Origin of the sequence: Bacillus sp. S71, assembly GCF_016625265.1 — a bacterium.
In the GTDB taxonomy this organism is placed as follows: domain Bacteria; phylum Bacillota; class Bacilli; order Bacillales; family Bacillaceae_G; genus Bacillus_A; species Bacillus_A cereus.
On the sequence record NZ_JACVUW010000013.1, the window covers coordinates 58,782 to 71,526 of the forward strand.

Genomic DNA, 12,745 nt, shown 5'->3' on the forward strand with positions numbered 1-12,745 from the left:
CCTCTCTATCATTACAAGTTTTTCGCTATTAATTGCTTATATGTTTCTTTTGTATCTTCATATAGTTTTTGAAGTGAGAAGTTCATAGTAGCATGCTCATAAATATGTTTACCCATTGCTGCTAATTCTCCCGTTTTCCACTTATCATACGCTTCTTCTAAAGCTAATGCTAATGCCTTTCCATCACCTGTTGGCACAATCCATCCGTAAGTTTCATCTACGATTAATGGCTCAATTTCTCCAGCCCTAGTCACAATTGATGGTACACGTTGGTTTGCCGCTTCTAATAAAACTAGTGGGAACCCTTCACTATGGGAAGTTAATAAATTTACATGTGACGACGCAAATAATTGTTTTACATCTTGACGATGTCCTAAAAACTCTACTTTATCGTTAATCCCTTTTTCAGTAGCTAATGACTTTAGATTTTCTTCTAATGGGCCATCGCCAACTAACAATACTTTAATTTTCTCTAATTTTGTTTGTTGTAACGCATTGAATAAAACTTCATGTCCTTTGACGGGATGTAATCGTGCTACTTGGATTGCCGTAAATACATCTTCATCAATATTGAACATTTCTTTTTTATTATAGCCTTCTGCTTTTTCCTGATCGTATTCAATTCCATTATAAATAACATGCATCTTGTCATTTGAAATGCCTAATGCTGCCAAGCTTTTTTTCAATCTATTTGTTACAACGAAAAATAAGTCTATATTTTTTAAGGCTTTCAAATTTAATTTCGTAAAAATCCAACCTTTTAAGCCCTGTTTAGTAAAGTCTTGAAATGGATCACTATGAATAGTCGTTACCCATTTTGCCTTTATTCTCTTTTTCATTAAAGAAACATAGAAATTAGCCCTAGGACCATGTGTATGAACTACATCAAATTTTTCTTTATTAATAAATTCACTTATATTCTTTAAAATGGATAAATCATAGCGCGATTTTTGTGAAAACACATGGACTTTTATCCCTAACTCCCTTGCTTCCTTCGCAACAATTCCATCTTCAAATACTGCTAATTCTACTTCACCAGTTGGAAACTGATCGAGAAGTGAAATAATATGTGTTTTCCCTCCCCCATCTTCTGCTCCTGCATTCATATGCAATATTCTCATATTTTTTCCTCCTTTAAATCCTCGCTACGTTTCCATCTATTTTTATTTTACTGTACTAAAAAATAAAAGCTAACAAAAGTTAGCTTTTATTTTTATCATTCAATTTCTAGGTCTACTATTAGATAAGCTAACACCACTACAAAGTAAATTCCAACTCCTGGTGCTGTTAAAATATGTCCTGCAATATAAGCAATACCTAACGCTAACAATAAGCTTGCTGAAATCATTCCATATTTTATATTAAATATGTCCTTAAATCTCGTAGCAAATGCTAGTAGAATTCTTAGCCCGTAATAAATAAATGGAATCATTAGTAATACAAAGCCAATAATCCCGAAATCGTAAAACCAATCATGGAAGTCCATTTCAATTAGTTTTGGATCTGGCTGCTTTTGTTCATTGTATTTAAAGTTACCTGCATAACCCATTCCTAATAACTTTTGTGACATTGGCGCTTCTTTAAAGAACTGCTTATGTCTTTCTTCATATACTTGACGTCCACTGAAAATAAGGTTTTCTTGATTTTCTTTCTTTTGCTCTTTCTCAAGTTCTTTCTTAACTTCCTCTTCTATCTTCGCCTTTTCTTCTGGCTTTTCAACTTTATGATGATTTTCTTCTTTTGCTTTAAGTTCTTGTTCTTTTTTCAACTTATCTTTAATTTCTTGTTCTTTTTGGCCTTGCTGAGCCACATTTTGCTCTGATAAATAATTATTATGAATGCCCATATTTTGTGCTAATGGTGTTTGTTTAAACGTCCCAACTACACCAGCTAATAGGACAATAGCAATTACTGCGTTAAGTGCAAGAGATTTTTTGTTCGGATTTTTTCTATTAAATAATAATTGTAGTACAATGATCCCGATTGCTGCTGCCAACGTAGCACCAATTGAGCCCATTCCTACTTTTGTACCAACTTGAATTAATGAGTAAATCATTAAAAGTGATGGAATCCAATATAAAATATGTTTCCAGCTCTTTGTTTTTTGAATAGAATATAGTACCACAATAGGGAAAATAATAGCTAAGATTGAACCTAGTTCATTCCCTGCATAGAACCAACCTCGAGAACCAACCTTCATCCATTCATAACTACCAAAGTCAGTAGATGTTGAAATAGAAATAACCATAATTGCGTTAATGATTAATGTAGAATATACAATACTATTTCGAACCTTATCACTAATATTAACTTTCGTTTTCAATGATTTTAAAGCTAAAATGTATGATCCCAGCATAATATATATATATAATGCTTTCGCAACGAATTTAACTTCTTCACCAAGTACAATAGGATCCTTAACTAGTTTGTTATTAATAAATCCTATCCCTAAAACGCCGGCTAATAATATAAGATAAATTAAAAACTTTCTATTTTCCTTCTCTTTTGCCTGAATTAAAATGTAAATACCACCAACAGCCATAATAAGGAATCTTACTAAAATTCCAACGGTAGCATTTGACTTTAATAAAGTGATGCTAAGAGACGTTAATAAATCTAAAACAGGCTGTAAAATAATAAAAAAGAGCAAAAAATGCTCAAATCTAACCCTAGCTTGATTTGCTAACATTCCAAGACCTCCATACAAAATCTTAACATTATCTTTTAATCATAATTTATTATCGTTAAAACACACCTAGCAATTATAACATAACTCATATTTAAATTGAGAACTTATTTTTATGCCGAAACTAACCAAATCCAGCTTAAGTAGTGCTAGAAAACATTATCCTTTAGCTATTCTTCCCTATCTCTATAAAAACTATCTAACACTCTTCCACTTATTATCAGCATTATAGTAACATTTGTTAATTTATTTATAAGTATATAAAATTTAATAATTACATACAAACACCCACTCGGCTATCCTACAACTAAAGATTAACCTTGCTTCGTTTTCTCCTAAGCATTTTCAAACGCTTTCTTTATGTATTTTATCCGTTTTTATACATGTAACGAAAAGTAATTGTTATTTCCAATACTTTAGTGTATATTTTTTCTCTGGAACATCTTTAAGAGAAAGGGATTAAGGCCATGTTATTAATCGATATATTTACGTTTCTTGGCATTATCGCCGCTGCCATTTCTGGTACATTAGTTGGTTTAAAAAAAGATTTAGATTTATTTGGTGTCCTTTGTTTAGCTGTAGCTACTGCGCTCGGCGGCGGTATTATTCGTGATATCATGATTGGTAACCTGCCCCCTGTCGCATTTGTAAAACCCATTTACTTTTTCGTAAGTGTATTATCAGCATTATTTACTTGTATGTTTTTTGAGCGTATCAATAAACTTCAAGTCGTTATTATGCTTTCTGATGCTGTTGGATTAGGCGTTTTTACAGCTATTGGTGCAAATGCGGCAATGTCACATCATGTTGACGCCTCATTTCTAGTTGTTTCAATGGGAGTCATTACAGGTATTGGAGGCGGTATTTTGCGTGACATTTGTGCTCAAGATATCCCTTACGTATTCCGAAAAGAGATTTACGCAATCGCTTCTATCTTAGGAGCAATTAGCTTCCTAATCACATACGCTATGGGGGCGCACGTATTAGCTTTCTATGTTTGTTTATTAGTAACATTCGTTATTCGTGTCGTCACTGTAATATATAATGTGCATTTCCCTGTTTTCTTTAAAACACATGCTAAAATTAATAAAGGCCATTAAGAGAATTCTAGATAGAATTCTCTTAATTTATATACTATTCAACGAACTAATATAGAGTAATTATATATAAGCATATATAATTACTCTATATTAGTTTTAAAATTGAAAACGTTTTATATACAGGGGGAAGAATGATGCTTGGGGTTTTCAGAAAAAATATTAATAAAACAAATGCCAGTATAATCGAATTAAGTAAGGACCAACAAATAACTTTTAATGTACCTACTAATTCTGAATTGAAAATTCAAATGGATATGCTACATATTTCAAAAGAAGATTTACAAGTTGTAAAAGTACTACAGCCTTTTATTTATGCAGAAATTGATTGGATTACTGAAAAATTCTATGCCAACATTACAAAACAACCTAATTTAATTACTATTATTGAACGTTACAGCTCTATTCCAAAACTAAAACAAACTTTAAAAACACATATTAAAGAATTATTCAGCGGCAATATGCATGAAGATTTCATTGAACAGCGTGTTAGAATCGCCAAAAGACATGTGCAAATTGGTTTACATCGAAAATGGTATACTGCTGCTTATCAAGAATTATTCCGCTCTATCATGAAGATTTTGCAAACAAAAATAACAACAATCGATGATTTTTCCTATTCTATAAATGTCATAAATAAATTATTCACTCTTGAACAAGAACTTGTTCTTGCAGCTTATGAATCTGAATATGAAAGAATGCAAAAAGAGCATGAGAAAGAAAAAGAACTAACTGCTATGACAATTACGCATATTGCAACAGAACTAGCTGCTGTATCTGAAAAGACAAGCTCTTCTATTCAAAAACTAACCGCTAAGTCTGAAACTATTGTAGAGATTGCTAAAACAGGTACATCATTAGCTACAACATCTGAAGAAAAAGCGAATAAAGGGAAAGAACAATTAAACCAGCAAAACAAACGAATGGGATCTATTCAAATGAATATGGAAACGATTATTACAGATACTCATGAACTTCTTGATATTTCTAACAAAATTAACGAAATCATAGATATCGTTAAATCAATCGCGGAGCAAACAAATTTACTCGCACTAAATGCTGCTATCGAGTCTGCACGTGCTGGAGAATTTGGGAAGGGGTTTTCTGTTGTTGCTGGTGAAATCCGAAAATTATCAGAGCAAACGAAAGAATCTATCTTTAACGTTACAAAGCTCGTCGAAAAAACAAATGAACAAATTATCCGTGTCTCGTCTTCCGTAAAACAAATTAGCTCTCTCGTATCAGAAGGAACGGATAGTATGTCGGCAACAGATCGATACTTCCAAGAAATTGTAAAAGATATGTCTAACTCAAAAGAACAGAATAAGAAAATTGAACATGAGCTACAAGCTATTTCACAAGTAATGAAAGGAATTCAAGATGATTCCTCACAAATGGCTCTAACAGCCGATAATTTACAACTAGAACTAAATCGATAAGATAAAGTGAAACTTTAATCAGCCCTCAACAATCGGGCTTTTACAGGCAGTCCGCCCCCACCTAACTTCTTTGCTTTCGCTGATTTTGAGGTGGGGGCTGACTGTCCGGAAAATAGCGGAATAAAATTCAGGTCCGGCATACTTTCCATTTTGCACTGACTACTAAATTTCATCTTCCATCAAAAAAAGAATCCAGAATGGATTCTTTTTATTTTCTGAAAAATATTTTTTGACAATACACATAACTCATATAAACACCAAAGCTCTGCAAAATAAACAATGCCGGCATAATTACATTGTAATATGCCATATCTACTTGGAAAAGCCTTAACAATACGTAGCCACTAATTAAAAATAAGAACAACATATATCCTTCATTTTGTTGTTTCTTAATAAGGAAGTGCAATAGAGCTATAGTCATAAACAATGTTACGGCTATATATATCAGTTTTTCACATTTGAAAAGAATAGAATTTATCCCCTCATCTGAAAACTGATTTATCATCGGTTCTAAAAGTTTAAATCTTTCTCCCTCAATCTCTTTTAACTTTTGATCAATATGCTCTGTGACACTTTGATTTTTCGATATTTTTTCCTCGTGTTTCGTTTTTCCAATTAAGACAGATTGAACATACGTCTCATTCGAAATCGTATATTGTGACAATCCCATTGCCTTAATTCCATAATTCACACCAAAATGAGTACTATAAAATAGAATAAGTATCCCTACCATCTTTAGTAACACTTTTTGTTTCGTTGCTGATTGAGACACTTCAATTAATAATACATATACAGTGATAAAAATAGGAAGAAATAATCCTATCGGGAAAATCATATTACTAAATGCAAATAAAACCGCTGAAAACACCCACATATAAGGATGATCTAACCCTTTATATAAAAGTATGTAACAAGCAAAATAAAATAAAAATATTGCAAGTGACTCAGGAGTTAATACGGAACTCAGCAATATATTTGGAATATATAGAGCATAAAATATAGAAGCAATACGACCGCATTCTTCTCCAAAAACCATTGCCGCAATACGATAAATAAAAAATGCGGTTCCTGCGCAAAATAACACATTAAATAGTTGTAAAGCGAATAATGTATCACCGAATATACGAATGATTACTGACTCATATATAATAAAAGGCAAATGAGTTACAGTCCCTATATTATTACCAATTGCAATCTGCTTTGCAGACTCATACATCACTTTCATATCACCAATTATTGGAGCATCTACAAATAACAGCATACTAAGCCTCACAACTATAGATATACTTATAAGAAAAATAAGAAATTGTTTATCTGTAAAACGATATTGTAGAATTGATGCCACTAACAAAATAAGTATGACGAAAATTGCCAATATGATTGTTACACTTGTTGTACTTCCTCCAAAGAATTGCTTACTTGTCTCAAATGCTACCCAACAACTATAAACGAAAAATGCGAGCATCGCACCGATCGTAATTTTATTGAAGAAAGATGAAAAATTTGTTTGTATATGATTCATATGTCCATTGCACCTCTATTTCCATTCATAACAAAATGATTCTATCATGAATGGGTACACGGCTGATAGGGAATTTCTATGACGAATACATAGTCATTACTTTTTACTTGCAATGTAAGCGAATCCTCTTTTACACTACATTTTAGATAAAATAAATTTTCTTTCAGTTACATGAATACAAATACAGAAGTTTAAATAATCCTCTTTTGGAATACACTTTACTTCATTAAATATCTAATATGAGTACTCCACTTACACATATTATTCTGATTGAAAACAGACTATAGGGGCTGAATATATGGAAAAGAAATTCATGCGAGAATCTAAAGCAATTAAGACAACACGTGTTTTTCCTAACGATTTAAATAATCACCAAACACTTTTTGGAGGGAAATTATTAGCAGAAATTGATAGTATTGCTTCAATTGCGGCTGCAAGACATAGTCGTAAACATTGCGTAACAGCATCTATTGATTCAGTTGATTTTTTAACTCCAATTCACCAAGCTGATTCTGTTTGTTATGAAGCATTTGTGTGTTATACAGGGAAATCTTCAATGGAAGTTTTCGTAAAAGTAATCGCAGAAAATTTATTAGCAGGCGAGCGTAGAATTGCTGCTACTTGCTTCATTACATTTGTGGCTATAAAAGATGGAAAACCTTCGTCCGTACCACAAGTACTACCTGAAACTCAGGAAGAACATTGGTTACACACAACCGGTTTAGAACGCGCGGAAAACCGAAAAAAGGGACGTTTAAAAAGTAAAGAGATGGCTGAAGTTTTAACTTTAAGTAAGCCTTGGAATATTTAACATAATCTTCTCATCATACATGCACAGGTCCTTCCTTGCATGTATTTTTTATTATAAAAAATACTATCGCTTGCTTCATCATAATGCGGAATGGATAGCGCTTCATTAAAAGATATATAAATAATAGTATTGGATATAAAGCAACTTGTAGGCGTAAGTACAATGCTAAAAAGTAGAAAATGTTTCGTTTTATGAGTATCAGCTAATTTTAAGCTCCAATATAATAATCCCAATGAAAAGAATAGAAACTGTCCTTCTGTTAAATTTTCCACAACAATCTCTGGAGGATACACCGCTAATAAGAAAGCACCTATTAATCCTGCAGCGGGATTCAATAAATAAGTACCAATCTTATAAGTTAGTAAAATAATAAGTACTCCTAATAGGATAATAATTAATTTAGCTACAAAAAGGCCTTTATTACCATTTCCAAAAAAGTAAAATACAGTAACTAAAAACACTGGAAAACCTGGCATAATATGAATAGGTGGTTTATCAAGCTCATGATATATTAACATTCCTGTTTCCAATAAAATAGTTTCCATTTTTTGATAACCTATATCTTCGCTAGCTAGAGTCAAATCTGCACCATGTGTTTGTAAAGTTGCAAAACGAAGCGCAAATCGCCTTAACATTTCATATTTCCCCTTAAAATACATAATTTTCAAATTTTATTTATATATTTTCACAAGAAAATATATTCTATTATTGTACTTTGTATACAAAGTACAATAATAGAAAGTTGATTTACAAAGTTTATATGCGTTAAACTGATACAGATGTTCTTGTAATCTTCTTCCTTTCAAAAGGCTTGTATATATGGTGCAAGACATAAAAAATTTGAGGAGATAAAAATTCTATGATGGAACAAAAACAACTTGTTTCTGTTGTCATACCTCTGTATAACACAGAAAAATATATTGAAGACACAATGCAGTCAATACTGGATCAAACATATAAAAACATTGAAATTGTAATTGTAGATGATGGAAGTAAAGATCAATCACCTTCTATCGTAAAAAATCTTGCAGAAAAATATCCGGGGCAAGTAAAATACGTTCACCAAAAAAACCAAGGCGTTTCAGTAGCTCGTAATACAGGGATTGAAAATGCTAGCGGGGAATACGTCGCTTTCCTTGATAGTGATGACTTATGGCATCCAACTAAAATTGAGAAACAAATCGAGAGTATGCATAAAAACAACATGGATGCGTGCTATTGTGGTTATATGAATTTCTACGAAGAAACAGGCGAAAAGGTTGAGCATACAACAAACTTTATTAAAGGTGATATGGCAAAAGCATTCTTAACACACCAAGTTGTTGCTCAAACAAGTACTTGGATTTTCAAACGCTCTATCGCAATGAATCATAATATCCGTTTTACACCAGGATGTAGCTGGGGAGAAGACTTGGAGTTTTTATTTAAACTAATGAGTGTGACAAATGTATGCTATGTCGATGAATATTTAACATATTATAGAATCTTATCCGAAGGAAATCTTTCTTCTAAATATAAAGATTACGAATTAAAAACAACTAAAGAACTGGAAATATTCAATCGTATGAAAGACTGGGTACATAATAAATCTCAAGACTTCATTACGAAAGACCCTCAGTCACTTATTGAGATTCTTGAGACTTATTTATTCCCTTATACGGTTATCAATAATGCTTGTATATACATTAAAGAAAACACTCAATTAAATAATGCCCAAGTTCAATTAATCAAAAAAGATATAAAGAAATATTGCCGTAAAATCTATTCAAAAAACGGAAAGCGTAGTAAAAAACTATATGCAATGCTGTGGTTTGTACGAATTAAATTTCTGTTTTCTTAAACTGAAAATATAGTACTCATCTCTCTTTCCGTAAACAAATCAAATTTACAAATAGGACAAACGAAAAAGGTCCTAAAGAATAGAAAGGTTTTTTCTCATGAAAACAAATAAGATTCTTAAAAATGCCTCCTACCTATTTGTAGGAAATATTACTGTTCGATTTGTACTTGCTATCGCGACGATTCTCTTCGCAAGATACGTTTCTCCTGGTGAGTATGGGATGTTTACAACTGCATTAGCAGTTTCCGCTGTTATTTGTTATTTCACAGATGCAGGTTTGACACATACGTTTATGCGTGAAGGAACGAGAAAGGATGCAAATATTAGCGTACTAATCAGTAGTTATTTACGCATTCGTTTCGTATTAGCTGTCGTAATTTCTGTACTCTTCGCTATTTTTGCTCAGTTCTTCTATACAGATGCCTACTTACGCGCCATGGTATATTGGGTTGTACTACCAACAATGTTTGGAGCAACTTTACAAGGTGTCGGGATGGCTTACTTCCAAGTAACAGAACGTATGCAATTTACAGCCATTATTTCTGTAATACAAGGTGTAACAGCCGCAGCTGCTCTTCTACTAGGAATGTCATTTAAATGGTCACTTATGATGGTCGCTGCCATGTACGGAATATCCAGTCTTGTAACAGGTGTCATCGCCTTTATAATGGTAATTCGCCATACGACAGTTCATAAGGGCTGGGACAAAGGGATTTTAGATCAACTACTGATTTTCACAATCAATGGCATTATCATTATGCTCTTGCCACAGTTAGGGCCTATTATATTAGAAAAAGTTTCAACGTACGAGCAAGTTGGATTCTTTGGAGCTGCTTCTAAAATACCCGCTGTACTTTATCAAATACCCGGTGTAATTGCAGCAGCCTTTTATCCAAAGTTATTTGCTTTTGGAAATGAAAAAAATATTGATGAACATAGAAAACTATCTCTGTTTGAATTAAAGCTTATGTCTTTCTTAGGAATGGGGATTTCTATCCCATTCATCGCTAATCCAAGATTTTGGATTGTTACTTTATTAGGTGAAGAGTATGCCCCAGCTGGTGACGCTCTTGCAATTTTAGCCTTTATGGTCATTTTACAATCTATCAACTACCCACTTGCTGATAATTTAACGACAATTGGTCAACAGTGGAAGCGTGCGACAACGATGGGGATTGGGTTAGCTGTTGCTGTCATAAGTTACATCGTATTAGGTAGCCAATTTGGAATGATGGGAGCAGCTGTAGCTGCTATCCTTACCGAGATTACATTATTAATCGGCTTTACTTTATTCGCTCGTAAAGGCTTTACATTACTATTCAAAGGAACAATATTCAATGCACTAGCATTTATAATCAGTTACGCTCTATATCGTACTGTGTTAATTAACTTACCACCACTAGTAGCTTTAACACTTACTGGTATATTGTACGGCATTATCGGTCTTGCAATTGACCCACAAATACGCAGGTTACTTTTAGGGTTTGTGAATAAAAAGCTAGGCAGATAAACAACAACGAAGCAAGTTTCTCTTCCAAATTATGAGGAGAAACTTGCTTTGTTTACTTATATACATTTTTTGAAATGATAGCATTATATCGAAGAATTTAGTATCATGATTCAAGACACTATTTAGAATTGAACGGAGGACATTATGAGCTTATTAACTGTTGAAAAATTAGGCCATACATTTGGTGATCGTACATTATTTAAAGATGTATCCATGCGCTTACTCGCAGGAGAACATGTTGGATTAGTTGGAGCAAACGGTGTTGGTAAATCAACATTTATGAATATAATTACTGGTGAACTTATCCATGATGAAGGCCGTGTCGAATGGACACCTGGCACAAATTATGGTTACTTAGACCAACATACAATTTTAACACCTGGCCGTACAATTCGTGACGTATTAGCAGATGCATTTTTACCTTTATTTAAAAAAGAAAAAGCTTTAAATGAAGTTACAGAAAAAATGGGAACTGCTACACCTGAAGAATTAGAAGAACTTCTTGAGCAAATGGCGGAAATACAAGATGCTCTTGAAGCAGGCGGTTTCTATTTATTAGATATGAAAATTGAGGAAGCAGCGCGCGGTCTTGGAATTGACGCAATTGGTTTAGATCGTGATGTTGCTGCATTAAGTGGTGGACAACGTACAAAAGTATTACTTGCAAAGTTACTACTTGAGCAACCAGAAGTATTACTATTAGATGAGCCTACCAACTATTTAGACGTTGAACATATTCATTGGTTAACAAATTATTTAAAAGAATATCCACACGCATTCCTATTAATTTCCCATGATACGGAATTTATGAATAAATGTGTCGATGTTATTTTCCATCTAGAATTCACAAAGATGACGCGTTATACAGCGACATATGAAAAATTCCTAGAGCTAGCGGAAATTAATAAAAACCAACATATTAATGCTTATGAAAAACAAAAAGAATTTATAAAAAAACAAGAAGATTTTATTGCGAAGAATAAAGCGCGCTACTCAACGACAGGTCGTGCAAAAAGTCGTCAAAAACAACTCGATCGTATGGAACGTATCGATCGTCCTGAGACGGCGATTAAACCTGAATTCTCGTTTAAAGAAAGTCGCGCAAGTAGCCGATTCGTCTTTGAAGGAGAAAATGTAGAAATTGGATATACACACCCGTTATTACCAAAACTAACAATGACAATTGAACGCGGTGAAAAAATTGCAATCGTCGGATGTAATGGCGTAGGTAAGTCTACACTATTAAAGACGATTTTAGGTAAAATCAAACCCTTAAGCGGAAAAACAAGCCTTGGTGATTTCTTAAACCCATCATACTTCGAACAAGAAGTGAAAGCTGATAATATAACACCGATTGATGATGTTTGGAACACGTTCCCTAGCCTAGACCAACATCAAATACGTGCAATGTTGGCAAAGTGCGGTTTAAAAAACGAACATATTTCTCGTCCTCTAAGCCAATTAAGTGGTGGCGAACAAGCGAAAGTCCGTTTATGTAAGCTAATGGGGGAAGAGAGCAACTGGTTACTATTTGACGAGCCAACAAATCACCTTGATGTTACAGCAAAAGAAGAATTGAAGAAAGCGATGAGAGCTTACAAAGGAACAATTCTTTTAGTGTGTCATGAACCAGACTTTTATGAAGATTGGATAACAAAAGTTTGGAATGTTGAAGAATGGTCGCAACACAATTCATAACTTTCCACTACATTTTTCTTACATATTAATTTCTATGTAAGAAAAATGTATTTTTATATTCCGTCCTAATAAAAATATAAAATACATCTCCTATATAGCCCCGGGCGTATTTTGATAAGTAAACTAATCATGGTATTCTTTT

Annotated in this window: 9 protein-coding genes and 2 pseudogenes; 7 read left to right on the forward strand and 4 right to left on the reverse strand. The window is 33.1% G+C overall.

Translation table 11 applies throughout. The features are described 5' to 3' along the window. Positions 1-11: 11 nt before the first annotated feature. Both IBT51_RS22555 and IBT51_RS22560 read right to left on the reverse strand, forming a co-directional pair. Positions 12-1,121, reverse strand: a complete 1,110-nt coding sequence (locus IBT51_RS22555) for a glycosyltransferase family 4 protein (RefSeq protein WP_200458666.1) — start codon at positions 1,119-1,121, stop codon at positions 12-14. A gap of 95 nt (positions 1,122-1,216) precedes the next feature. Beyond that, on the reverse strand, positions 1,217-2,689 hold the full coding sequence (locus tag IBT51_RS22560; RefSeq protein ID WP_053563281.1) for an O-antigen ligase family protein: 1,473 nt from the start codon (positions 2,687-2,689) through the stop codon (positions 1,217-1,219). 464 nt (positions 2,690-3,153) lie between these two features. Between IBT51_RS22560 and IBT51_RS22565 the strand changes: the two genes are divergently transcribed. The 3 genes and pseudogenes from IBT51_RS22565 to IBT51_RS27475 all read left to right on the forward strand — a co-directional run bounded on the left by IBT51_RS22565 (position 3,154) and on the right by IBT51_RS27475 (position 5,222). Continuing rightward, on the forward strand, positions 3,154-3,786 hold the full coding sequence (locus IBT51_RS22565; RefSeq protein ID WP_000924377.1) for a trimeric intracellular cation channel family protein: 633 nt from the start codon (positions 3,154-3,156) through the stop codon (positions 3,784-3,786). A 134-nt stretch (positions 3,787-3,920) separates the two neighbouring features. Beyond that, positions 3,921-4,466: pseudogene (locus tag IBT51_RS27470) on the forward strand (protoglobin family protein); the annotation flags it as partial. A gap of 54 nt (positions 4,467-4,520) precedes the next feature. Next, complete coding sequence (locus IBT51_RS27475) at positions 4,521-5,222, forward strand: methyl-accepting chemotaxis protein (protein ID WP_372430521.1); 702 nt, start codon at positions 4,521-4,523, stop codon at positions 5,220-5,222. A 208-nt stretch (positions 5,223-5,430) separates the two neighbouring features. On the opposite strand, the gene IBT51_RS22575 is transcribed toward IBT51_RS27475, so the two are convergent. After that, positions 5,431-6,744: an ArnT family glycosyltransferase gene (locus tag IBT51_RS22575; RefSeq protein ID WP_053563280.1), complete on the reverse strand. Its 1,314-nt coding sequence runs from the start codon at positions 6,742-6,744 to the stop codon at positions 5,431-5,433. Positions 6,745-7,042: 298 nt separating this feature from the next. On the opposite strand from IBT51_RS22575, the gene IBT51_RS22580 reads away from it, so the two are divergent. Then, positions 7,043-7,555, forward strand: coding sequence for an acyl-CoA thioesterase (locus tag IBT51_RS22580; protein ID WP_000412126.1), 513 nt, complete (start codon positions 7,043-7,045; stop codon positions 7,553-7,555). A 61-nt stretch (positions 7,556-7,616) separates the two neighbouring features. Here the strand turns inward: IBT51_RS22580 and IBT51_RS22585 are convergent. Further along, positions 7,617-8,214, reverse strand: a pseudogene (locus IBT51_RS22585) (4-amino-4-deoxy-L-arabinose transferase); the annotation flags it as partial. 200 nt (positions 8,215-8,414) lie between these two features. Here IBT51_RS22585 and IBT51_RS22590 point away from each other — a divergent pair. From IBT51_RS22590 to IBT51_RS22600, 3 genes are all read left to right on the forward strand, one after another. Continuing rightward, positions 8,415-9,395: a glycosyltransferase family 2 protein gene (locus tag IBT51_RS22590; protein ID WP_069356580.1), complete on the forward strand. Its 981-nt coding sequence runs from the start codon at positions 8,415-8,417 to the stop codon at positions 9,393-9,395. A 97-nt stretch (positions 9,396-9,492) separates the two neighbouring features. Beyond that, positions 9,493-10,905, forward strand: a complete 1,413-nt coding sequence (locus IBT51_RS22595) for an oligosaccharide flippase family protein (protein ID WP_053563277.1) — start codon at positions 9,493-9,495, stop codon at positions 10,903-10,905. 144 nt (positions 10,906-11,049) lie between these two features. Further along, complete coding sequence (locus IBT51_RS22600; protein WP_000055383.1) at positions 11,050-12,603, forward strand: ABC-F family ATP-binding cassette domain-containing protein; 1,554 nt, start codon at positions 11,050-11,052, stop codon at positions 12,601-12,603. The last annotated feature ends 142 nt before the right edge of the window (positions 12,604-12,745 follow it).